Genomic DNA, 22,576 nt, shown 5'->3' on the forward strand with positions numbered 1-22,576 from the left:
ATGAGAAAGTCGGACCCTTGATCAAGGCATCGCTGCGCCTGCCGATCACCCGGAGGACGGTGATGCCAACAGGAAGCCCGGTGATTTAGATTCGAGGAGGGCCGGTGGCCGATGACGATGAGCTCAACCGGCTGCGCGCTGAGCACGAGGCGCTCAAGCTGGAGTTCGCGCGCCTACGCTGGCTCCACGACACCACCGAGCACCTGGCCCATGTTGGCAGTTGGGAGTGGGATCTGAAGACCGGCGCGGCCCGCTGGTCGGATGAGCTCTACCGCCTGCACGGCTACGAGCCGGACACGATCGCGGTCGATCAGACGACCGGCCTGAGCCACACCCACCCCGACGATCGGGAGCGCCGTACGCGCTGGCTGGCGCGCCTACACGAGCACCCCGGCGAACAGCTCGAGGAGCACCTGCGCCTCGTGCTCCCCGACGGCGGCGTTCGCCCCATAGTGGCCCGTGCTGTCCTGGAGGTCGACAGCGACGGCACGCCGCTGCGTTACGTGGGCATCAACCACGACTACACACTCGCGGCGCGCTCCACTGAGATGGAGCGGCTGCTATCGCAGATCGTGATGTCGACGAGCGAGGCGATCTACACGGTCAACCGTGACCTCGAGATCCTGAGCTGGAACCCGGGCGCCGAGCGCCTCTACGGCTACACCGCCGAGGAGATCATCGGCCAGCCGCTGTCGAAGCTCTACCCGCACCGCAGCGGCACCCGCAGCTTCCAGGAGTCCGTCGAGCGGCGGCGCGAGGTGCTGAGCGGCGCGATCGAGTTTGCCGAGTACGAGGACGTACGCCTACACAAGGATGGGCACCTGCTGCACGTTTCCGCCACGCTGAGCCCGCTGCGCGACCACACCGGCGCGATCGTCGGCCTGGTGGGCGCGCTGCGCGACATCAGCGAGCGGCGACGCACTCAAGCGCAGCTGGCCTACCTGTCAAACAACGACCCGCTCACCGGCCTCTTCAACCGCAAGCGCTTCGAGGAGGAGCTGGCCAACGCAGCCACGCGGGCACGCCAGGGCGGGCACGAGGTGGCGGTGCTGATGCTGGACCTGGACAACTTCAAGTACGTCAACGAAACCTATGGCCACCGCGTCGGCGACGCGCTGGTCGCTGAGATCGCCGAGGTCCTGGCCGAGCACCTCGCCCCCAGTGACGTCCTGGCCCGCTTCGGCGGCGACTCCTTCGCGGTGTTGGTGCCGGGCGCTGACGCAGCTCGCGCCCGTGAGCTGACCGACGAGCTGCTCGCCGCGGTACGCGAGCACGAGACCGACGTCAACGGCAGGACGCTGCGCGTAACCGGCAGCGCCGGGGTGCTGATCTTCGACGGCGTCCAGGCGAGTGTCGAGGACGTGCTGGCCGATGTCGACCGTGCGATGTACCAGAGCAAGGAGAAGGGACGCAACCGCGCCACGCTGCTCGAGGCCTCAGACCGCGGCTGGGTTCGCGACCACCGGGGCGACTCGATCGAGCACGTCATCCGCAGCGCGCTCGCGCAGGACGGCTTCGAGCTCTTCGTTCAGCCGATCGTCAGCCTCTGCACCGGCGTCATGACCCACTGCGAGGTGCTGCTGCGCCTGCGCGACGGCGACGGCGTCGTCACCCCCGGACGCTTCCTGCCCGCTGCCGAGCGGCTCGGGCTCATCCACCTGATCGACCGTTGGGTGATCGACCACGGGTTCGCGCTGGCCACGGCTCACCCGGATCTCACCTTCGAGCTGAACCTTTCCGGCGCGACGATCGACGACACCAGCCTCGTCCGCTACGTGGCAGAGCAGCTCAAGCGGCACGGCACCAACCCTGAGCGGGTCGTCTTCGAGCTGACCGAGACGGCGGCGATCGGCAACATGAGCAAGGCGCGAGCCATGGCCAGCAGCCTCGCTGCACTCGGCTGCAAGTTCGCGATAGACGACTTCGGCGCCGGCTTCAGCACCTTCTACTACCTCAAGCACTTCCCGTCCCAGTACGTCAAGATCGACGGCCAGTTCCTCTCGACCGAACGCAACCGCACCGACGACCTGCTGATCGAGTCGATCGTCAAGATCGGCCGTGCCCTCGGCAAGCAGACCATCGCCGAGTACGTCTCCGACGAGGCGCGCATGCGGCGGGTGCAGAGCCTCGGTGTCGACTACGGGCAGGGCTACCACTTCGCGGCACCCTTCCCATGCGCGCAGCTGGCCTCCTACCCGCGCCAGCTGCTCGACCCGACGCGCACGGCAGCGTAGGCACCGTCAGCGGCTGGGCCCCTGGGCGGGAGCTTGATCGGGGCCGCATGCAACGCGCGCAGACGCACCTCGCGCCACGACATGCCCTCTCGCAGCAGCGCTGGCGCGCCCATCAGGATCGCTGTCGCGATCTCCACGGCCTGCAGAATCACGCCGTAGGCCACGCCCGTGCCCCAGCCGATGTGCCAGCCGGTGGCCAGCACGGTCGCGCACGCGAACTGAAAGACCCCGACGTTCGCCGGCGTGGCAGGCAGAACCGCGGTCACGTTGACGGCAAAGAGCACCGCCGCAGCCGCCAACAGGCCGACGCGCTGACCGAGCCCGAGGGCCACAAGGAGCAGATAACAGGCCAGGATCTGCACCGCCCACGCAGCGAGCTGCGCGCTGATCGCCGTGGCCCCCAGGCGCAGGCTGCCGAAGACCGCGAGCCCGCCGCGTGCACGACCGGTCGCAAGCTGCAGCGCAGCGATCACACGCGAGAGGCGCACGAAGCGCGTGCTGGCGTTGCGACGGCGCAACAGCATCGGCGCCAGCACCAGGCCCAGCAGCAGCAACGAGGGCGCGCCGGCGGTGACGATCAGCACGTTGTCGTGACCGGCCAAGAAGCCCGCCACCGAGAAGGTCAGGGCACCGAGCAGGATCAGCGCGACGACGTTGATCGCCGTCTGCGAGACGACCGTCCCGAGCAGCACCGGCAGGGTGTCGCGGGGACGCCCGGTTCGACGCGCGAGGACCAGCGCGCGCGAAGGCTCGCCCAGACGCGCGGGAAGCGTCGCTGACATCAACACGCCGATCATCGTCGCCCGCAGCGTGTCGCGCAGCCCGATCCGAGCACGCGGCAGTGCCGCGCGCACTGCGGCATGCCAGGCCAGGCCGCGCAACAGCATCGCCACCGCCATCGCCGTCAAGCCGAGCAGCACGTAGGTTGGCTCCGAGCTCACAAGCGTCGCGCCGACGCTTGCGATACCGACCCTACGCAGCCCGAGGTAGGCGAGCACGGCGGTCATCAGGCCCGCCCCCAGAGTCAGCCAGCGCCTGAGGCGAGCCCGACGGCCGCGCTGCTGACCCTCAGACGCCAGCGGTGGCTCGATGCTCTCAAGACGCTGCGCGTACACCCGCGGGCCCATATCCGCCGGCGCGAAGCCACTCCAGACGGCGAGCTTGCGTCGCACACCGACCGGCGCAGGCACCGCGATCGCATCCTCGTAGGCGCGCATGACCTCACCGGCGACCTGCTCCCAGGCGAAGCGCTGGACCGTCTGGGCGGCCCGCTCCGCCAGTTGCAGGCGTCGCTGCGGTTCGTGGTAGAGCTCGCGCACGGCCTCGGCCAGCGCCTGCGCGTCGCCCGCGGGCACGAGCAGGCCGTCGCTGCCGGCGCTGACCACGTCCCGGTAGCCGGCGATGTCGGAGGCGACCACCGCCGCGCCCGCCGCAAACGCCTCCGTCAGCACCATGCCGAAGCTCTCCCCGCCCAGCGACGGCGCGACAAAGACATCAGCCGCGCACAGCTCGCGGCGCTTGGTCTGATCGTCAACCTTGCCCAGCGCGCGAACGCCGCGCCCGTCAAGCAACAGCGGAGCAAGCTCATCCTCGCTCGGGCCGATCACGGTCAACTGAGCAGGGATATGGTCGCGCAGCGCCTCAAAGGCCCTGACCAGCACCGGCAGCCCCTTGCGCTCCACCGCCTGCCCGACGAACACGATCCGCAACGGCTGCTGGGGATCCTGGTGGGCGCGCTCGCGCCCCAGCGCGAGCGCGCCCACCAGGGCGTCTTGGTCGACGCTGACACCGTTGGGGATCACGCGGTAGGTGCCGCCGAACCACCGCCGTCCAGTCCATGCGGCGGCCTGCGAGACGGCGATCCTCACGTGCAGGCGGTTCAGCACCTGGGTTGCGCCGAACGCGTTGGCAAAGGCGTTCGGCAACCACTTGGCCGAATAGGAGTGAAACGTGCCAACCAGCGGCGTTCCGAACGGCAGCGTCGCCACCCAGCCGACCATCGGCGCGACCGGTTCGTGGATATGAATGACGTCGTAGCCGCCCCTGGCCAGCTCCCGTGAGAGACGTGCCACACCACAGGCGCCGAACGACAGATTCGAGATCGCACCGTTGGCACCCACACCGACCGTGCGTCCCAGCGGGATCAGGTAGTCGGGCGCTGCGATGCGCTGCGGCCAGGCACCACGGTGCATCAAAGACGCGGCTCGGTCCGGTGGGTCCAGCGGAGCCAGCACGCGCACATCGTGTCCGGCTGCCAGATGTTGCTCGGCCAGAGCCTCAATGTGCCTCGTGACGCCCCCGGGATAGGACCACGAGTACGGAGATACCAACGCAATCCGCATCACGCTGAATCCTAACGATCGCTAAGGACTTGCTTACCCCGCCCGGCGCCCGCCGGAGACAGCACCTGCCATCATTGGGGGGCAATGCCCAAGCGACACTTCGTCAAGTACACGTTCCTCGCGGTGGAGCCCGCTTGGCGGCGGCTACCGGACGACGAGCGCGACGAGCACAAGCGCGAGTTCCTGGCCGCCTGCGAGGACTTCAGCCAGGATCACCTGCTGCGTGTGTTCTCGCTGGCCGGGACCCGCGGAGACGCCGACATGCTGCTGCTCTCGCAGGCCGAGAACCTGGAGCGCATCCACGAGTTCCACGTGGTGCTCACGCAGAGCGGTCTGATGAAGTGGATGAGCATCCCGTACTCCTACCTGGCGATGACCAAGCCGTCGGAGTACTCCGACGAGTCCCGCCTGGAGGTGCGGCCCGGACACAGCAAGTATCTGTTCGTCTATCCGTTCGTCAAGACGCGGGCCTGGTATCTCCTACCCGCCGACGAGCGCTGGCGCATCATGCAGGAGCACATCCGCGTCGGCAAGGAATTCCCGAACATCGACCTCAACACGAGCTACTCGTTCGGCCTTGACGACCAGGAGTTCGTGGTCGCCTTCGAGTCCGACAACCCGGCCGACTTCCTCGATCTGGTCCAGAAGCTCCGCCTGACCGAGTCAAGCGCCTACACGCTGCGCGACACCCCCACCTTCACCTGCCTGTCCATGCCGGTCGAGCGGGCGCTTGGCGCGCTCGACGGCGCCGCGCTGCGCGCGTCGGCGTGAGCGCCGACGCCAGCCGTGCCGCGCGTGAGCGACTGCGCGCCGGCGATCCCGTCCTGCGTGATCTGATCGACCGCCACGGGCCGGACGGCCTACCGGAACGCCGTTCCGGCGCCCAGCGTGAGCATTACGGTGCGCTGGTGCGCACGATCGTCGGCCAGCAGCTCTCGACCAAGGCCGCGGCGGCGATCTACAACCGGCTGGCCGCCCGCTTCGGCGGGCGCGAGCCCACCCCTCGAGAGATTCTCGACGAGGACCCGGAGGCGCTGCGCGGTGTCGGCCTCTCCCGCGCCAAGGTGACGTTCCTGCGCTCACTCGCCGAGCACGTGCTGGACGGTAGGCTGGAGCTCGAGCGGCTCGACACGCTGAGCGACGAGGAAGTGATCGGGGAGTTGACGGCCGTGCGGGGCCTCGGCCCCTGGAGCGCGCACATGTTCCTGATGTTCCACCTCGACCGCCCGGACGTGCTGGCCACAGGTGACCTGGGGATCCGCAAGGCGATGATGGCGGCCTACGCACTGGACGCCCTGCCCGACCCTGAGACGATGGAGCGGATCGCGGCGCCCTGGCGCCCCTACCGCACGCTCGCCTGCCGCTACCTGTGGGCCACGCTGGACAGCGACCCGGGCGCCGCCGAGCCCGACCCGATCTGAGGCACAAAGCGGCGCGCTCGGGCGGGCACGGGCGCCAAGCGCTGGGCACTCCGAGCGACCAGCCCACGCTCGCCTGCCACCACCTCTGGCGCTCACTCGACGACGAGCCGTCGCCGCAGGAACCGCCGCTCGGCCTCCGTCGGGGCGAGCGCCAACGCCCGCTCGTAGGCCTCCCGCGCTGCGACGAGGTCACCACGCCGGCGCAACAGATCCGCGCGTGTGGCATGGAGCAGGTGGTAGTTGGAGAGCTCGTCGCCCACGACGAGCTCTCCAACCATCTCGAGCCCCGCGTCGAGGTCCCCGGCCAGCGCGACCGCCACCGCCCGGTTCAGCCGCACCACCGGCGAGGGGCTGAGCGCCTCGAGTTCGGCGTAGAGCTCGGCGATGCACGGCCAGTCGGTCGGCTCGCGTGTGTGGCGGATGGCGATCTCGGCCTGCAGGCGGTAGGGCCCGGCGCCGGCCAGCGGGCCGGCGCCGGAAAGCAGCGTGTCGGCTTCGGCGATCTCGTCGAGGTGCCAGCGTGACCGATCCTGGTCCTCGAGCGTGACCAGCTCGCCGCGGTCGTCGACGCGGGCGTCGCGACGCGAGTGCTGGAGGACCATGAGCGCAAGCAGCGCCTGGGTCTCCGGCTCGGCCGGGAGCAGACGCGCAAGCCGAATCGCCTCGTCGCAGAGGCTCGCGCGGATCGGCAGGTCACCCGAGGACGCGGCGTAGCCCTCGTTGAAGAGCAGGTAGAGCACCGCGCGGACGCCGTTGGTGCGTTCTGGCAGCCGCTCGGGCGGCGGGACCCGGTAGGGAATCCCGGCGGCGGCGATCTTTGCCTTCGCACGGGTCAGCCGCTTGGCCATCGTCGCCTCGGGGACCAGGAACGCGCGGGCGATCTCGGCCGTCGTCAGCCCGGCGAGCGCGCGCAGGGTCAGCGCCACTCGCGACTCCAGGGCCAGCGCCGGATGGCAGCAGGTGAAGATGAGCCGCAGGCGGTCGTCCTCGATCGCCTGCGGCGGCTCGTCGTCTTGCTGCCCGTCTGCTGCGGCGTGGAGCGGATCCTCGGCGAGCTGCCGGATCAGCTCGTTGCCACGGGCGCTGCGCCGGATGCGATCGAGTGCGCGGTTGCCGGCGACGGTCGTCAGCCACGCGCCCGGGTTGCGCGGCACGCCGTCGCCCGGCCAGCTGGCGAGCGCCTGGGCGAACGCCTCCTGCGCCGCCTCCTCGGCGAGGTCCCAGTCGCCGGTGCGGCGGATGAGGGAGGCGACGATGCGTCCCCACTCATCCCGAAACGCCGCCTGCACCGCCTCCGGCGCGGTCACTGGTCGATGAATCGCCGGACCTCGACGGGGTGGTAGCGCGCTGTGGGGAAGCGGGCGGCGAACTCCACCGCCGCCTGCTCGGTCACGCCACCGTTGAGGATCGCGATGCCTGCCAGATACTCCTTGGTCTCAACAAACGGCCCGTCGGTGAGCAGCACCTCGCCGTCGCGGACGCGCACCGTTGTGGCTGTGTGCTTCGGTTGCAGCCCGCCTCCGAGCACCATGACACCACGCTCCCGCGCCTGCTCCCCCCACGCCTCGGCGTCCCGCACGATCCCCTCCTCGACCTCCGGGGTCTCGGGGATGCCGTCGACGAAGATCTGCACCAGGTAGCGCATGTCGTCGGGGCTGAGGTCGTCAGGGACCTCGAGCTCGGAGGCGAAGGGCCGCAGCTCGATCGCGTGAAACCACGAGACCGGGTGCTTGGCGGCAACCTCGATCGCCTCATCGAGACTCTCGCACTCGAGTATGTCGAGGCCGCCGATGTACTCCTTCGTGGCGGCGTAAGGGCCGTCGGTGATGAGTGTCTCGCCGTCGCGGACGCGGACGGTCTTCGCGCCTGCCGGCTCGTCGAGCTGCTTGCCGACGATCCTGATGCCTCGCGACTGTGTCTCCTGGAGCCATGGACCGATGTGCTCGTTCATGGCTGCGGCCGCCGCCGGCGTTCCGGTCTCGCCCTCTATGCAGATCAGCTGCAGATACTTCATGTCGTCCACCTCCGCAGTGGGTTTGCGTTGATGTCAGTACGACGAACGCGAAACCCCGAGATGGACCGTGGCCTCAGACGGCTGATACTTCTTGTTCTTCGGCGACCCGGAACGAGGAGCCGCAGCCGCAGGCGGCCACGACGTTTGGGTTCTCGACCTTGAAGCCGGCCCCCTGCAGGCCGTCGACGAAGTCGATCACCGAGCCACGAACGTATGGGAGACTCGCGTTGTCGACGAGGAGTCGGATTCCCTTGTCCTCGAAAACGGTGTCGCCGTCGCGCTCCTCGTCAAAGGCAAGCGCATACTGAAACCCGGAACAACCACCGCCGCGGACGCCCACGCGCAGACCTGCGGTCTCGGCCACAGCGGCCTGCGCGGAGAGAAACTCGCGAACCTTCAGAGCACCATTGTCGGTAAGAGAGATCATGCTTCAGTGAGTATAGCCTCGGCCCGCGTGGCCGCTACGCTAGAGAGCATGTCAGTCTCACCCGACGAGCTCAAGGTCAGGATCGAGTCCGCGATCCCCGGCACACGCGCCGCAGTCAGCGGCGACGGGCATCACTTCGAGGCGATCGTGGAAGGCCCAGCCTTCGCCGGCCTCAGCAGGATCGACCAGCACAAGCTCGTCTACGACGTCTTTGGCGCCGAGCTCGGCGACCGCATCCACGCCCTCTCCCTCAAGATCACAGCAACGGAGGATCGATGAGCGACCCAGCCACCAACCAGATGCGCGACGAGATCAAGAGCGCGATCGCCGAGAACCCGGTGATCCTGTTCATGAAGGGCACGCCGGACGCGCCGGCCTGCGGGTTCTCAGCGCGCACCGTGGCCGTGCTGGAGAGCCTGGAGGCCCCGTTTGCGGCCGTCAACGTGCTCCCCGATCCGAGGATCCGCCAAGAGCTCTCGGCGCTGTCCGGCTGGCCCACGATCCCACAGCTGTTCATCGACGGCAAGCTGGTCGGTGGCTGCGACATCGTCATGGAGATGCACGAAACCGGCGAGCTGCAGAGGCTGCTCGGTGTCCGCGACGGTGCCGGCACAGCCTCAGCGCAAGCACCGGCGGAGGTCGGCGCGGCCGAGCCCGCGCCGCTGAGCATCGAAAACCTGCTGTAGGGTCAGGCGGGCGCATGCCCGTAGCCCTGGTATCAGACACCTGTCACTACCTGCCACGCGGGCAGGTGGAGGCTCTTGGTATTCGCGAGGTCAGCCTCTACGTGCATGACAGCGCTGGCGCAAGCCGCGAGCGCGAGATCACCGACTACGACGCCTACTACGAGCGGCTGGTGGCCGGTGGCGACCTGCCCACCACCTCCCAGCCCTCGATCGGTGATTTCCTGGCGATCTACGAGCCACTCGCGACAGCCGGCCATGAGATCGTCTCGATCCACCTCTCCGGTGGGCTCTCTGGCACGGTGCGCAGTGCCGAGCAGGCCCGCGCGGCGCTCGGCGAGGCAGCCGCCCTGGTCCACGTCGTCGACTCAGGCACGGCCTGTGGCGCGCAGGGGCTGATGCTGCTGGCGGCAGCAGCCGCCGCAAGCACAGGCGCAGACGCGACCGCGGTTGTAGCCCGCGCTCAGGCGGCACGAGCTTCGCTGGACTTCCTCTTCGCCCTGGATACGCTCGAGTACCTGCGCCGGGGTGGGCGCATCGGCGGTGCCCAGGCGCTGCTGGGCGCGGCGCTGAAGATCAAGCCGATCCTCTCACTCGACTCGGAGATCACGGCCGTCGAGCGGGTGCGCACCAGCCGACGCGCGTTCGAGCGCCTGGTTGCGCTGGGCGAGCAGCTGGCCGCCAGCGGACGCGACGGTTGGGTCGTGCAGCACACACACGCGCCCGAGGCGGCGCGCGAACTGGCGGCACGCTGCCGAGACGTGTTCGGCTGCGAGCCCATGTTCGTTTCGGAGATCGGGCCCGTGATCGGCGCCCACATCGGGCCTGGGCTGCTCGGCATCGGCGCCACCGAGCGCTCACTGCTTCAGTAACGACGCCAGCGATCCGGTGAGGCGCCGTCGAGCGGCGCGCCGTCCAGTGGCGCGCCGTCGGGCGCCCGGCCTCAGCGGCGTCGGCGGCCGCGGCGCAGCACGGCTCCGAGCGCGCCGCCGACGCCGCCGGCAAACACGAACCCGGCGGCCGCGGCCGCGATCTGCAGGCTCCGCTCGTTGCGGCGCAGCTGGGCGCGCCAGTCGGTCAGCTGGCCCACCTCGTCGCGCAGGAGAGCCAGCGAGCTACCGAGCTCTTGGCGGTTACGCTCGATCGAGGCGCGAATCTCATCGGGTGTGCGAGTCGCCATCGTGCCGTGTCTATTCAGCTCTTGGCGGCCGAGGTGGAGACCGTCTCGCGGATCTTCTTTGCTTCGTCAATCGCCATCGTCGGAGTCGGCGCTCCGACGCGGAGCTTGCGCCAGGCAAACAAAAACGAGAGCAGGGCGAGCACAACCAGCACGCCCGTCACGATCAGAAAGCCGATCCAGACATCGCCCACGCCGCTGACCAGTATGGCGTCGAGCGCCCAGGCGATCGTGAGCAGCGCCAGGATCACGGCAAACACGCCGAACACGGCCCCGGCGGCGACCGCCGCCGTGCCGCGGGCGATGCTCGAGATCTTCTCGCCCACCTCAGCCTTGGCGAGCTCGATCTCGTCGTGCACGAGCTTCCCCAGGCTGTCAGAGACCTGGGTGATAGCGCCGGCAATGCTGTCCTGCTGTTCGTTACCTGCGGCCAAGACGTTTGAGAATAGTCGCCACCACCAACCCGCCGGCAAAAGCTATGCCGAGGCCGACCTCCGGTCGGCGACGGACCAGCGCTTCAGCCTGGGTGAGCCCGAGACGCTCGAGGACGGCGTTCAGGGGCGAGCCGGCGGCCAGCGCCGTCGCCGCGGGGTCAGTGGCACTGCCGGTGGCGTCTGCGAGTTCCCCGGCGGTCCGGCCGGCCGCGGCGTCACCCGGCGCAGGTGGCTCGGTCGCAGCCGCAGACTTCCGCAGCGAGTGCGGGCGACGCGTGCGTTGTGCGTCTCCCGGCTCTGGCGGGCGCTCGCTCACGTCGCTCACTCCGGCGGGTCTTCGTCGAAGACCCGCTTCCAGATCACCGCGGCCAGACGCGTCGCGACAACACTCGCGAGCGCGCCGACCGCGGCCATCAGGCCCGACCACATGAGTCGCTTTACCACTGGGCTCTCCTTCATTTCGAGTGATTCAACCAGATCGCAAGCGGCTCATCCGCCGAGGCCGCCGCAGATCATCTCCACTATCTCAGCCTTGACGTGCTCAAATTCCGCCTCGGGGATCTCCTCGCCACTGAAGATCCACTGGGTCAGCACCTGTTCGACCAGGCCGTAGAACGCTTGGGCTGCAAACAGCGCATCAACCTCGCGGCGAAACACACCCGCCTTCTGAGCCTGCGCAACGATCTGCGCGATGCCCTCGTAGGCCTGCATGATCCGCTGCACGTGGGTGCGACCGAACGTGTTCGCGGCCCGCGTCACCTCCACGACAATCACCTTCATCACATCGGGGTCGCGCCTGTAGGAGTCGACGATGAAGGACGCGATGCGACGAAGCTGCTCGCGGGGCGGAGCCTCGCTCGCCTGCGCGTCGGCGATCGTCGCGAGCATCAGGTTCCAACGCTCGAGAAAGACCGTGTCGAGGATCGTCTCCTTGGATGGGAAATAGTGGTAGACCAACCCGTAGGCGACACCGGCCTCGTCAGCGATGTCCGAAACGCGGCAGGTGTGGAAGCCCTGCCGCGCAAACACGCGGACAGCAGCATCCAGGATCAGTCGCCGCTTGTCGGCGGCGACGCTCACGGCGCGGGCCGACCGGAGCTTTGGGCAGCGGCATACAGCCCCGGTGCGCGTCGGTGGGTCAGCGCCGGCAGCCGCGCGCGTACGTCGGCCAGTAGAGCGAAGTCCAGATCGGCGACGATCGCCGTTTCGCAGTCGGGTGCGACTGCGAGCGGGATGCCCCACGGGTCGACGATCATGCTGCGTCCGCCTGAGCGGTTGCCGGGCGGGTGGGGGCCGATCTGGTTTGCCGCGATCACAAAGCATTGGTTCTCGATCGCGCGCGCGCGTAGGAGTGTCTCCCAGTGGTCGCGGGTGGTGGCCAGCGTAAACGCGGAGGGAACCGCCAGGATCTCGGCGCCGCGCTCGCTGAGCGCACGGTAGAGCTCGGGAAAGCGCAGGTCGTAGCAGATGCTCATGCCGAGCAGGTGGCCCTGGTCGGTCTGCGGGTTGGCGCCGACCGTGGTCACCACCACAGACTCCCCCGGCTGCTCGTGCTCAGACTCGGTGTAGCGGGTGCCGTCGACCTCAACGTCGAACATGTGCAGCTTGTCGTAGCTGGCGAGGATCTCGCCGTCTGGGCCGACGTGCAGGCTGGTGTTTGCGGTCTTGGCCGACCCTGCGCGCCGGTGCACGAACGAGCCCGCGATCAGGTCTATATGGTGTTCGCGCGCGAGCGCTCGCGCCCACCTGACCGCCTCTCCGTCGAGCGTCTGGGCGCGGTCCTGCATCACCTCGCCGCGGCCGAGCACCGTCCACTTCTCGGGAAGCACCACGAGCGCCGCGCCATCGCGCACCGCCTGGCGGGCCAGCCGATCGGCCGTCTCCAGGTTCGCCTCCACATCCTCAGTTGCATTGAGCTGCACGGCGCCAACGCGCAATTTGGCGCCGACATCGGCGCCCGACGCGGCGGCTGCGGCAGAGGCCACGGTGAGCATTGGTAGTCAGGGGCGCAGTACCGCGAGGGCCTGTTTCCCCATTCCCCTTTCAATCCGTGCGTGCGGTTTTCCCGCACACGGCTTACCGATGATCGTCCTGATGGTCACGACGCAACCCCCGGGTATCGAACGGTGCCCCGCAAGCGGTAGAGGCCGAGCGCCTCGAAGAACTCACGGTCCCAGACCGGATGTCGCGCGTGCAGATTCCGGCCATAGCGCTTGACCATCAGGCGCCTGAGCCGGTACACGACATACCGATCGATCTGGTTGAACTTGATAGCGGCGTTCCCGGTCCGGAAGTAGTTGCCCCACCCACGCAGAATCGGGTTCAGTCCCGCGATCACGTCACGGAGGTCATGCCCGACCCGGCCGCGCCCGGTCAGGGCCTTGACCCTGGCACGAACCCGACCCATCGCCCGTTGGGAAGGCCACCGCTGGAGGTAGTAGCGACGGACGCCGCGCTCCAGCAAACGACCCGACACACGAGCATGGAAATGGCAGCCGAGAAAATCAAACCCTTCCCGGCCTTCTCGTAGGTCAACTATCTTCGTCTTGTCCGGGTGCAGCCCCAAACCCAGGCTGGCGAGAACGTCCGCCGCCAACCGTTGTGCTGCGCTGGCATCGGCTTTGCTGCGACAAGCCACGACGAAATCATCCGCATAACGGATCAGTCTGCCGTGAGCCTCATCAGCAAACGCCCGATCAAGCGCTTGGAGATAGATGTTTGACAGCAGCGGAGAAACCACCCCGCCCTGGGGCGTCCCCGCAACCGACCGCGAGAACTGCCCATCATCCATAACCCCCGCTTGGAGCCACAAACGGATCAGCTTGACCACCCGCCTGTCCGAAACCCGCTCCGCAACAAGCGCAAGCAAACGCTCGTGCTCGATCAAGGAGAAGGAAGACACGACACAAGACCCACCTCGATGGCTTTCCGTCAACGGTGCGGATCGTTCGGCGTGCGCATGCGTGGGAGGGACAGCCGCTTGAACTGATGGGCTGGATGCACCGGCGTGGGCGGCTGGAGCTGATCCTGGTCCTTCCGGACGCCAGCCATTTGATGGTCCCGGCAGCGTGGACCGATCTGCAGGCCGTGCCGGAGCCGGTCGGGACAGGGATGCTGTGTTTGCTTGAGGATTTGCTGGCCACCCGGCGGGTGCTGGCGCCGTTGGTTGAGCGTGTCGTCCTGGGCGAGCGCGATGATCATGGTTGCGAGGAGATCGATCGTGCAGCTGCGACTGGATTTGGCCGAGAGTCCGGCACCGGCGGCGGTGTTGTGGGAGCTGGTCGGCGAGCAGCAGCGTCAGACCGCGGTGAGCGTGCTGGCAGCGTTGATCGCGCAGACGGTCGCGACCGAGGCGGGCGGCGATGAGCGAGTACCGGGAGCGTGTGCTGACCCGTCTGGATGGCAGGACGATCAGCCGGGTCGGTGGTGGTGGCTTGGAGCTGGTGACGGTGTGCCTGAGCGATGAGGACACTGGGGAGAGGTGTGACGAGTTCGGCTCATTGCTTGAGCCGAGCTTGCCGGTGTTGGCGTATCTGCGCCCGGATGAGGCGCGCAGGCTGGCGTTCTGTTTGCTTGAGCTGGCCGAGCTTGCGGATCGGCGTTCGGGGCTTGGGCGATGAGCGAGCGTCAGAAGCTGACCGGCTCGCATCTGGGTCGTCAGGCGTTCGTGTATCTGCGCCAGTCCTCTCAACAGCAGCTGGAACGCAACACGGAGTCGACCGCCCGCCAGTACGCGCTGGTTGAGCGCGCGATCGAGCTGGGGTTCTCTCGCGAGCAGGTCGTCGTGATCGACGAGGACCTCGGGATCAGCGGCTCCGGCATGTCTGACCGCTCCGGGTTTGCCAGGCTGGCGGCGGAGGTCGCGCTCGGGCACGCCGGCCTGGTGCTCGGCCTGGAGGTCTCCAGGTTGGCGCGCAACAACGTTGACTGGTACCGGCTTTTGGACCTGTGTGGGGTGACCGACACCGTGATCGGTGATAGCGACGGGCTCTATCACCCCGGCTCGTTCAACGACCGGCTGCTGCTCGGCCTGAAAGGCACAATGTCGGAGGCTGAGCTGCACGTCCTCAGGGCCCGTTTGAACGGCGGGATCCGTAACAAGGCCCAGCGGGGGGAGCTGCGCAAGATGCTGCCGGTCGGGCTTATCTGGGGCGAGGAGGAAGGCGAGATTCTGCTCGATCCCGACGAGGCGATCCGTGGTGCGATCCAGACGATCTTTGACCGGTTCGCTGAGCTCGGGTCGGTGCGCCAGGTGTGGTTGTGGATGCGTCGTGAGGGCGTGAAGTTCCCGTTGCGTCGCTGGGAGCACGACGAGCTGCGGTGGGTCACCCCGACCTACCATCAGATCCACAGCGTGCTTGAGAGCCCCGTTTATGCTGGCGCTTACGCGTTCGGGAAAACCCGCCGTGAGCGCTATGTCGATGAGCACGGCAACACACGTCAGCGGTTGCGTCGCCTTCCCCAGGCAGAATGGGGGGTGTTGATCTGGGAGCATCACCCCGGCTACATCGACAAGGCCACCTACCAGGCAAACCGTGAGCGGATCGCCGCTAACACCCGTCCGCGCGCGCACGAGCCCGGCGGCGCGGTCCGCGAAGGCCAAGCGCTGCTGCAAGGGATCGCTGTGTGCGGCCGCTGCGGACGGAAACTGAAGGTCCACTACCAGGGCAAACGCGGGCAGCAACGCCCCAACTACCACTGCCCCGCCAGCATCCTGGTAGAGAACCGCGGCAGCTGGTGCATGCGTGTCGGCGGGATGCAGATCGACCAGGCTGTCGCCGGGGCGCTGTTGGCGGCGCTCACCCCAGCCGGTGTGAAGGCCGCGATCATCGCGGCCGAAGCGCTCGAGCACGACCATGATGCCGCGCTGAAGCAGTGGCGCCTGCAACTCGAGCAAGCCCGCTACCGGGCCGAGAAGGCTGAGCGCCGCTACCGACAGGTCGAGCCTGAGAACCGGCTCGTCGCCCGCGGCCTGGAGCGTGACTGGGAGAGCGCGCTGCAAGAACTCGCCAAAGCCGAGGCGGAGCTTGCGTTGCGCCAGCAACAACACCCGCGCACCCTCACCAAACAAGAGCGCGAAGGTCTGCTTGCGCTCGGCACCGACCTCGGGCGCGTGTGGTCCGCCCCAACCACCAGTGACCGTGACCGCAAACAACTGATCCGCTGCCTGATCGAGGAGGTCATCCTCAACGTCGACCGCGACAAGGACCAAGCGACCGTCACGATCCGCTGGCACGGCGGCGCGATCACCGAGCTCACGGTCCCGTTGCCACGCCACCAGCCCACGATCCGCACCGACGAGGACACGATCGAACTGCTCACACGCCTCGCGACCCACTACGACGACGGCACGATCGCCGGGATCCTCAACCGCCAAGGCCGCCGCTCCGCCACCGGCGAGCGGTTCACCCAGATCATCGTCGGCGGCCTGCGCCGCTACCGCCACATCCCCGCCTACCAGCCAGCCACCGACCCGCCCGACGGGGAGCTGCTCCCGATCGCCAAAGCCGCCGAACAGCTCGGCGTCGCACCCTCCACAATCCACCGCTGGCTCCACGACGGGGTCATCCGCGGCGAACAGGACACCCCCGGCGCACCATGGCGGATCCGTGTCAACGACCAGCTCCGCGCCCTGTTCGTCGACGACGCCCCACCCGGATACATACCGATGTTCGACGCGATGCGCGCCCTCGGCGTCTCCCGCCAAACCGTGTTGCAACGTGTCAAGCGCGGCGAGCTTGAAGCCATCCACGTCCGCAACGGACGCCGAAAAGGCCTGCGAATACTGGTCCCACACGCCGAAAACACCCTGTTCGACACCACCCCCATGAACGCAAAGGCAGTGTGACGATGGCTCCAAATAGTCCCGGATGTCAGCCTCAAAAACGAACTGATACCCCTCAATGAACGACTCGCGGAGCACCTCCTTCGCATCCGTCGCTGACCGTCGCGGACGGAACCCAAACGAGCACGGCTGAAAGTCCGCCTCAAAAATGGGCTCAAGCACAATCCTTGCGGCCTGCTGGCAAACCCGATCCTTCACGGTCGGAATACCTAACGGCCGCCTACCACCCTGCGGCTTGGGAATCTGGACCCGCCGAACCGGCAACGGACGATAGACCCCCTCCCGAAGCTCAGACTGGAGATCTGCAAGCAGACGCTGCACCCCGTGCTCCTTGACCGCATCAAGCGTCTGCCGGTCAATCCCGGCAGCGCCCTTGTTCCTACACACCCGCTCCCATGCCTCCCGAAGGACGTCACTCCTCCAGATCCGGTCAAACAGAGCATGAAAACGGCGATCCGGGGACCGCTTGGCGGCCACCCATAGCTTGCGCTGAAGTTCTCGCACATCCCCACCGCAGAGCAAAAGCTCACCGGCCGGGCCAACAGGCAAAAGCCTGCCAGGGTTGTTGGGCTGCTCTACAGCAACCATGCCCTAACGCTTACCTCCCACACAACCATGATCAAAGCCAGGGCCCTTCGCTACCGGCGCTTTTACCTTTCCGCCGGTCATCACTACTACGACCCCGTCGGACTCCCGCTGCCCTCCGCTCGATTTCACCATCGGCTTATACAAGCGGTCTTTGCCTGACAAGGCCAGGCAGACGGGCCTCCCGTGTTCCGTGATCAGACCATGCGCGCGTGCAAGTCTCCCTACCCCGCAGGGACCCGCCACACCATTTCTGGATCGGACGTGACGGACATGGCCTTCACCGTGAAATGAGCGGCTCGGCTCCCTGATTGTTTCTCTAACGAGGCTGCAATCCCAGCCCACGCGCTTGCTCCCTCCAAAGAGGCTCTCGACACCCCGCTCAGCCCAAGGGATCTCTCCCCAAGACCGGGGCCTGCTACCGGGCGCTCCAGCGCCTACCCGGACCGGACTCCCACCGGCTGGCCTACCACAGCTTTCACGGCGCAACATCCCCCGAGGATACTGATTGACTGGTCAGTCAGCCAAACGGAGCCGGCCAAGCCGCACGTCGACTCAGCGCCCGCGCCAGCGTGGGTCACGCTTCTCGAAGAACGCCGCCACGCCTTCCCGCGCATCCTCGGTGGCGAAGGCGAGCGTGAGCTGCGCGCGCAGGTAGTCCAGCGCATCAGCCAGCGCCATGTCCTGCTGCCGAAACATTGCGTCCTTGCCCATGCGCAGCATCAGCGGCGAGCGGGCCGCCAGCCGCCCGGCCCAGTCATGCACCGCCTGGTCGAACTCAGCTTCGGGCACGACGCGGTTGACGATGCCGATCTGCTGTGCCTGCGCAGCCGTGATCCGCTCCCCGAGCAGCATCAGCTCGGCCGCTCGCTTGCGCGGCACGTTGCGGTACAGCAGCGCCGTGACCATGAACGGAAACAGCCCGACGCCGATCTCCGGCGTCCCGAACGTCGCGCTGTCGCTGGCGATCACCAGGTCGCAGGCGAGCGCCAGCCCCAGTGCGCCTGCCAGGACGTGACCGCGGGCCGCGCAGATGGATGGCTTGCCGAGCTCGCCGAGCAGCCTGAACAGCTCGGGGAAGCGCTCGTTGTCCTCGTGGCGCTCGAGCAATGGCACATCGGCCGTGAACGACGCCAGGTTGCCACCACTTGAGAAAACGGTCGGGTGTGTCGAGGCGAGCACCACCACCCGAACATCCTGATCGGCCCGGGCGCGCTCGAGTGCTTGAATCAGCTCCGCGAGCAGCTCGGGGGCGAGCGCGTTGCGAGTCTCAGGCTGAGCCAGCGCGACGGTCGCCAGGCCCGGCGCCGAAACCTCGTAGCTCAACGTGCTGTATTCGCCCATGACTCCAGTCAACAGCCTACGACCAGCTCGACAGCATGCCAACATTCCTCGCGTGGACTCCGCTCGCGGCCAACTGCTGATCGCCGGCCCCACCCTGAAGGACCCGAACTTCTGGCGTACCGTCGTGCTCGTGGTGGAGCACACCGCGGAGGGCGCACTCGGGCTGGTGTTGAACCGGCCGTCGCAGTCGAAGGTGGGCGAGGCGGTGCCGCAGCTGGTGGCGCTGACCGGCGCCGATGACGAGGTGCGGATCGGCGGGCCCGTCAACCGCTCGGCGGTGATCGTGCTGGCCGACTTCGAGGATCGCCATGACGCTGCCCTGATCGCCTTCGACAATGTCGGCGTGCTCTCCAGCGACGCCGCCTTCGACCTGGACAAAGCCGGGGTGCGGCGTGCTCGCGTCTTCGCAGGGCACTCGGGCTGGGGCCCCGGCCAGCTCGACGGCGAGCTCGATCGCGGCGACTGGATCCTCGAACCGGCCAACTACGGCGATGCGTTCACCCAGACGCCCGAGCAGCTCTGGCAGACGGTGCTGGAGCGCAAGGGCGGCAGCTATGCGCTGGTGGCGCGGATGCCGGAGGATCCGTCGCTGAACTGACAGGCCGGAAGCCTACGCGGCCGCGGGGCTGCGCCCACCGCTCGCTCCCAACACTCCTACGATCAATCGCGTGAACAGCGACCACCACCACAACCACGGTGCAGCGCAGGCGCGCCAGTTGAAGCTCACGCTGGCAGTGATCATCTCGTTCATGGCCCTGGAGGTGACGGTGGGCCTGCTTTCCGGGTCACTGGCGCTGCTGTCTGATGCCGCGCACATGCTCACCGATGCCGCCGCCCTCGCCATGGCCCTCGTGGCAGCGCAGCTGGCCACGCGACCAGCCCGGGGGGCGCTGACCTTCGGCCTCGGGCGCGCCGAGATCCTGAGCGCCAACGCCAACGGCCTCACACTTCTGGTGCTGGCACTGCTCATCGTCTACGGCGCGATCCGTCACCTGATCGCTCCGGTGCACGTCGACGCCGGCCCGGTGCTCGCGGTTGCGCTGGCCGGAATGGTTGCGAACCTGGTCGCGGTGCGCGTGCTCGGCGGCCCCGCACATACCCACCAGCATGAGCATGGCCAGGCACATCGCAGCCTCAACGTCGAGGGCTCCTACCAGCACATCCTGACCGACCTGTTCGGCTTTGCCGCGACCGCCGCCGCGGCGCTGGTGATCCTGCTGACCGGCGCCTACCGCGCTGACGCGATCGCCTCGCTGCTGATCGCAGCGGTCATGCTCTTCGCGGCACAGCGCCTGATCCGGGCGTCGGTTCGCGTGATGATGGAGGCGGCGCCGGAGGGTGTGAGCCCGGCTGAGATCGGCGTGGCGATGGCTGCGCATCCCGGCGTCGTCGAGATTCACGACCTGCACGTCTGGGAGGTGACCACCGGCTTCAACGCCATCTCCGCGCATGTGATCGTGGATCCGGCACAGGACTGCCATGAGACTCGCCGCGCGCTTGCCGCCCTGCTGCGCGACCGCTTCGGCCTGACGCACTCGACCCTGCAGGTCGAGCACGCACAGACCAACCAGGGTCCGTTACAAATCGAGCTCACGCGCCACGCCGGCTGACCGGCCGACACGCTCGCGCAGCACAGACGCGCGCGCAACAGCCGCCGCGCGGCCAGGTCCTGCTTGCTCGAGCTCCGTGTGCAGGGCACGGATGCGGCGCAGGATCTCGTCGGCCACCGCCTGTTGCGCTTCGCGGCTCGGGTTGGCGACGGGTGTGAAGCGCAGCGGCGGGCCGTAGCGCACCACGACCTTCGCGAAGCGCAGCCGGCGCCAGTTGCGGACGCGATTGGATCCGAGGATCGCGACCGGCACCACCGTGGCGCCCGACTCGAGTGCCAGGCGTCCGATCCCTGGCTTGCCCTGATCGGCGAGCTTGCCGCTGCGCGACCGCCCACCCTCGACATACATGCCCACCGCCCCACCGCGCCCCAGGACCGCGAACGCGGTCTTGAACGCCTCCTCATCGTGATGGCCGCGGCGCACCGGGAAGACGCCGCCATGGCTGTAGATCCAGCTCATCGGATGGCGCCCGAACATCTGCGACTTGGCCATGAAGTGAATGTGACGGCGGACGAACGCCCCCGTGAAGAAATGGTCCAGGAACGACGCATGGTTGGGCGCGACGATCACGGGCCCGTTGGGCACGTTCTCAGCGCCGTAGCCCTCGGTTCGGAACAGCGCAACCGCGATCCAAACGGTGATCACCCGCACCAGCTCGTAGGGCCACTGCGGCGGGCGGCGGCGCACGCGCTCGTGGTAGCGGTCAAACAGCTGCGCGGGACGTGGGTCGCGGTAGACCTGCGCGCGGATCTTGACGTCCGCCGGCATCGCCGCGCTCAGCCGGTCAGCGGCAGCACCAGCGCCGGACGCTCGATCGTGTGGTCAGCCTTGGTGGCGATCACCGCCGTCGCGATCGCCATGAACTCGATCACGTGCGAGCCCCAGCCGTGCGAGGCCTGGTTGAGCCGCACGCCGACGAGGCCCTCAGCCTGGACGGACTCGGCCTCCGACTGCATGCGCGACATCGCCAGCTCGCGCGCGTCGTAGAGCGCCTGGGTGAAGTTCGTCATCTCGACGTTGCGGCCGATGTTGCGCATCGACTGCATCATGCCCTGGCGCGCGACGTGGTAGACGCAGTTGCCCATCACCAGCCCGACGGGCCGGTAGCCGGCCCGCAGCAGCGTCGAAAAGTCCTGACCGCTCAGGTCGGAGGTGAACGGCCGGCCGCTGGGCGCGCGCTGCAGCTCGCCACCGGCGTGCCGCACAGCGGTGCCGACCGCGATGAACTCGGCCATGTCAGCGCCCCAGTCGTAGCGGCCGATCGTGAGCCGCACGCCGACGATCCCGTCGGCCCCGAGCTGGTCGGCCTCCTCCTCCATGCGCGTCATCGCAAGCTCGCGGGCGTGGTACATCGCCTGCGTCAGCACGCGCATCTCCATGTTCTGGTTCCAGGCCGCCTGCTGGAAGCCGATGTGGTAGATCGAGCTGCCAAGCACCAGCCCAAGCGGCTCAAACCCCGCCTCCTTGACGAGCAGAAACTCGTTGACGGACAGGTCGCTGGTGAAGAATCCACGGGCGATGTCCTGACGCATCCGCTCGAGCCGCTCGCGCCCTGACTCCGGCAGGCCCTCGAGCGAGCCGGCGTGGTACGGAGCAGCCACGGACGCCGACTCTCCCGGCTGCGCCGGGCCCGCTTGGCCCGGCTGGCCCTGGGGCCGCTCACCACGTCGATCCAGAAAGCCCATGCGAAACCCTCCCTAACTCTAGAGCACCAAGCGCTGCAATGCCTGACGCGTGCGCTCGCTGCTGCGGGCCTGCACCGCGACAGCCTCGACCAGCAGCTTGAGCCACGCGTCGAGCTCGAGCGTATCGGTCTTGATCGCGATCCCGCCGGAGAAACGCGACCGCGTGGCGCTGACGCGCCCGCCGTCACGCTTGAGCACCAGCCGCTGGTCGCCCGCGGTCACCACGATCTCGGCCACCAGCTTCGGGCCGCGAAAGCCGTTGCGGATGCGCTTGATCTCGACAAAACCCGGCAGCGCCGCCTCGAGGCGTGTGGCAAGTCCCTCCACGAACGCGACGATGTCGCTCAGGTCGGCGCGCAGCGCCGCGGAAACCAGGTCCAGGTCCGGATCGCCCTCGGTGCCCGTCCCTGCCGGTTCCAAGCCGGCGCCCACCGCCGGCTCGAGATCGGTGTTCTGGCTCTCTTCCGGATTCACGATCCTCAGGCTACGACACCAGCGCCATTTCGTGTCACCTTAGCGCCCTGCGAGACGGGCCGAACACGCGTCTGAGCAGCCACAGCAGGCTCTGCGTGCTCCAGAAGCGGCCGGCAGACCGTCGCCGGGCCAGCTCGCGACGGCTGCACGAGCTCAAGAACAGGCCGGAGCTATCCACAATCGCACCTCACAGTGAACCGACAACAGGGATTGATCCATCCCGCGGTAGTCAATAACGGGGCTCGGACGGAATCCGCAAATTGCGCGTTTACAGAGCATGGCGGCACCGCAGTCGCGCTCG

At 68.0% G+C, this 22,576-nt stretch carries 26 protein-coding genes; 10 read left to right on the forward strand and 16 right to left on the reverse strand.

Features of this window, described 5'->3' with window-relative positions:
* The first annotated feature begins 104 nt into the window (after positions 1-104).
* Positions 105-2,234 (forward strand): bifunctional diguanylate cyclase/phosphodiesterase, encoded by a 2,130-nt coding sequence (locus tag M3M54_RS08365; RefSeq protein ID WP_249021702.1) that lies wholly within the window; start codon positions 105-107, stop codon positions 2,232-2,234.
* Here the strand turns inward: M3M54_RS08365 and M3M54_RS08370 are convergent.
* Positions 2,192-4,576, reverse strand: a complete 2,385-nt coding sequence (locus M3M54_RS08370) for a glycosyltransferase (protein ID WP_249021703.1) — start codon at positions 4,574-4,576, stop codon at positions 2,192-2,194. The two genes, M3M54_RS08365 and M3M54_RS08370, sit on opposite strands and share 43 nt — an antisense overlap.
* A gap of 84 nt (positions 4,577-4,660) precedes the next feature.
* On the opposite strand from M3M54_RS08370, the gene M3M54_RS08375 reads away from it, so the two are divergent.
* On the forward strand, positions 4,661-5,347 hold the full coding sequence (locus tag M3M54_RS08375; protein ID WP_249021704.1) for a chlorite dismutase family protein: 687 nt from the start codon (positions 4,661-4,663) through the stop codon (positions 5,345-5,347).
* Entirely contained in the window at positions 5,344-5,997 is a 654-nt protein-coding gene (locus tag M3M54_RS08380; protein ID WP_249021705.1) for a DNA-3-methyladenine glycosylase, read from the forward strand. The genes M3M54_RS08375 and M3M54_RS08380 overlap by 4 nt, the downstream gene beginning before the upstream one ends.
* Positions 5,998-6,089: 92 nt before the next feature.
* Here M3M54_RS08380 and M3M54_RS08385 read toward each other — a convergent pair whose 3' ends face one another.
* The 3 genes from M3M54_RS08385 to M3M54_RS08395 form a co-directional block, all read right to left on the reverse strand.
* Positions 6,090-7,304 carry an RNA polymerase sigma factor gene (locus M3M54_RS08385; protein ID WP_249021706.1) on the reverse strand — a complete coding sequence of 405 codons (1,215 nt, stop codon included), beginning with the start codon at positions 7,302-7,304 and terminating at the stop codon, positions 6,090-6,092.
* On the reverse strand, positions 7,301-8,011 hold the full coding sequence (locus M3M54_RS08390; protein ID WP_249021707.1) for a YciI family protein: 711 nt from the start codon (positions 8,009-8,011) through the stop codon (positions 7,301-7,303). Before M3M54_RS08390 ends, M3M54_RS08385 begins: the two co-directional genes overlap by 4 nt.
* Positions 8,012-8,084: 73 nt before the next feature.
* Positions 8,085-8,438 (reverse strand): iron-sulfur cluster assembly accessory protein, encoded by a 354-nt coding sequence (locus M3M54_RS08395; RefSeq protein ID WP_249021708.1) that lies wholly within the window; start codon positions 8,436-8,438, stop codon positions 8,085-8,087.
* Between the two features lie 48 nt (positions 8,439-8,486).
* Here M3M54_RS08395 and M3M54_RS08400 point away from each other — a divergent pair, with 48 nt between their 5' ends.
* From M3M54_RS08400 to M3M54_RS08410, 3 genes are read left to right on the forward strand one after another with little or no spacing between them, the layout of a single operon-like run.
* Positions 8,487-8,717 carry a BolA family protein gene (locus tag M3M54_RS08400; RefSeq protein ID WP_249021709.1) on the forward strand — a complete coding sequence of 77 codons (231 nt, stop codon included), beginning with the start codon at positions 8,487-8,489 and terminating at the stop codon, positions 8,715-8,717.
* Positions 8,714-9,124, forward strand: a complete 411-nt coding sequence (gene grxD, locus M3M54_RS08405) for a Grx4 family monothiol glutaredoxin (protein ID WP_249021710.1) — start codon at positions 8,714-8,716, stop codon at positions 9,122-9,124. The genes M3M54_RS08400 and grxD overlap by 4 nt, the downstream gene beginning before the upstream one ends.
* A gap of 14 nt (positions 9,125-9,138) precedes the next feature.
* Positions 9,139-9,993 (forward strand): DegV family protein, encoded by an 855-nt coding sequence (locus tag M3M54_RS08410; RefSeq protein WP_249021711.1) that lies wholly within the window; start codon positions 9,139-9,141, stop codon positions 9,991-9,993.
* A 71-nt stretch (positions 9,994-10,064) separates the two neighbouring features.
* Here the strand turns inward: M3M54_RS08410 and M3M54_RS08415 are convergent, their stop codons facing one another.
* The 8 genes from M3M54_RS08415 to M3M54_RS08450 form a co-directional block, all read right to left on the reverse strand.
* Entirely contained in the window at positions 10,065-10,301 is a 237-nt protein-coding gene (locus tag M3M54_RS08415) for a DUF3618 domain-containing protein (RefSeq protein WP_249021712.1), read from the reverse strand.
* A 14-nt stretch (positions 10,302-10,315) separates the two neighbouring features.
* Positions 10,316-10,732, reverse strand: a complete 417-nt coding sequence (locus M3M54_RS08420; protein ID WP_249021713.1) for a phage holin family protein — start codon at positions 10,730-10,732, stop codon at positions 10,316-10,318.
* Entirely contained in the window at positions 10,719-11,048 is a 330-nt protein-coding gene (locus M3M54_RS08425) for a hypothetical protein (protein WP_249021714.1), read from the reverse strand. Before M3M54_RS08425 ends, M3M54_RS08420 begins: the two co-directional genes overlap by 14 nt.
* A 5-nt stretch (positions 11,049-11,053) precedes the next feature.
* The gene (locus tag M3M54_RS08430) at positions 11,054-11,191 is read right to left on the reverse strand and encodes a hypothetical protein (RefSeq protein ID WP_249021715.1); all 138 of its coding nucleotides are present in this window, start codon (positions 11,189-11,191) and stop codon (positions 11,054-11,056) included.
* Between the two features lie 30 nt (positions 11,192-11,221).
* Positions 11,222-11,812, reverse strand: coding sequence for a TetR/AcrR family transcriptional regulator (locus M3M54_RS08435; protein ID WP_249021716.1), 591 nt, complete (start codon positions 11,810-11,812; stop codon positions 11,222-11,224).
* Positions 11,809-12,717, reverse strand: coding sequence for a carbon-nitrogen hydrolase family protein (locus tag M3M54_RS08440; RefSeq protein WP_249021717.1), 909 nt, complete (start codon positions 12,715-12,717; stop codon positions 11,809-11,811). The genes M3M54_RS08435 and M3M54_RS08440 overlap by 4 nt, the downstream gene beginning before the upstream one ends.
* Positions 12,718-12,830: 113 nt before the next feature.
* Positions 12,831-13,634 carry a reverse transcriptase domain-containing protein gene (locus M3M54_RS08445; protein WP_249021718.1) on the reverse strand — a complete coding sequence of 268 codons (804 nt, stop codon included), beginning with the start codon at positions 13,632-13,634 and terminating at the stop codon, positions 12,831-12,833.
* 29 nt (positions 13,635-13,663) lie between these two features.
* Complete coding sequence (locus M3M54_RS08450) at positions 13,664-13,933, reverse strand: hypothetical protein (protein WP_249019582.1); 270 nt, start codon at positions 13,931-13,933, stop codon at positions 13,664-13,666.
* Between the two features lie 161 nt (positions 13,934-14,094).
* On the opposite strand from M3M54_RS08450, the gene M3M54_RS08455 reads away from it, so the two are divergent.
* Positions 14,095-14,352: a hypothetical protein gene (locus M3M54_RS08455; protein WP_249019581.1), complete on the forward strand. Its 258-nt coding sequence runs from the start codon at positions 14,095-14,097 to the stop codon at positions 14,350-14,352.
* Positions 14,349-16,580, forward strand: a complete 2,232-nt coding sequence (locus M3M54_RS08460; RefSeq protein ID WP_249019580.1) for a recombinase family protein — start codon at positions 14,349-14,351, stop codon at positions 16,578-16,580. The genes M3M54_RS08455 and M3M54_RS08460 overlap by 4 nt, the downstream gene beginning before the upstream one ends.
* Positions 16,581-17,717: 1,137 nt before the next feature.
* On the opposite strand, the gene M3M54_RS08465 is transcribed toward M3M54_RS08460, so the two are convergent.
* On the reverse strand, positions 17,718-18,506 hold the full coding sequence (locus M3M54_RS08465) for an enoyl-CoA hydratase/isomerase family protein (RefSeq protein WP_249021719.1): 789 nt from the start codon (positions 18,504-18,506) through the stop codon (positions 17,718-17,720).
* 52 nt (positions 18,507-18,558) lie between these two features.
* Here M3M54_RS08465 and M3M54_RS08470 point away from each other — a divergent pair, with 52 nt between their 5' ends.
* Together M3M54_RS08470 and M3M54_RS08475 are read left to right on the forward strand one after the other, a co-directional pair.
* Positions 18,559-19,104: a YqgE/AlgH family protein gene (locus tag M3M54_RS08470; RefSeq protein ID WP_249021720.1), complete on the forward strand. Its 546-nt coding sequence runs from the start codon at positions 18,559-18,561 to the stop codon at positions 19,102-19,104.
* Positions 19,105-19,174: 70 nt separating this feature from the next.
* Complete coding sequence (locus tag M3M54_RS08475) at positions 19,175-20,116, forward strand: cation diffusion facilitator family transporter (RefSeq protein WP_249021721.1); 942 nt, start codon at positions 19,175-19,177, stop codon at positions 20,114-20,116.
* On the opposite strand, the gene M3M54_RS08480 is transcribed toward M3M54_RS08475, so the two are convergent.
* The 3 genes from M3M54_RS08480 to M3M54_RS08490 form a co-directional block, all read right to left on the reverse strand.
* Positions 20,084-20,884 carry a 1-acyl-sn-glycerol-3-phosphate acyltransferase gene (locus M3M54_RS08480; RefSeq protein WP_249021722.1) on the reverse strand — a complete coding sequence of 267 codons (801 nt, stop codon included), beginning with the start codon at positions 20,882-20,884 and terminating at the stop codon, positions 20,084-20,086. The two genes, M3M54_RS08475 and M3M54_RS08480, sit on opposite strands and share 33 nt — an antisense overlap.
* Before the next feature lie 8 nt (positions 20,885-20,892).
* Positions 20,893-21,648: a heavy metal-binding domain-containing protein gene (locus M3M54_RS08485; protein WP_371878656.1), complete on the reverse strand. Its 756-nt coding sequence runs from the start codon at positions 21,646-21,648 to the stop codon at positions 20,893-20,895.
* Positions 21,649-21,819: 171 nt separating this feature from the next.
* The gene (locus M3M54_RS08490; RefSeq protein ID WP_249021724.1) at positions 21,820-22,275 is read right to left on the reverse strand and encodes a hypothetical protein; all 456 of its coding nucleotides are present in this window, start codon (positions 22,273-22,275) and stop codon (positions 21,820-21,822) included.
* Positions 22,276-22,576: the final 301 nt, after the last annotated feature.

Source organism: Conexibacter sp. S30A1 (genome assembly GCF_023330665.1).
GTDB lineage: Bacteria > Actinomycetota > Thermoleophilia > Solirubrobacterales > Solirubrobacteraceae > Palsa-465.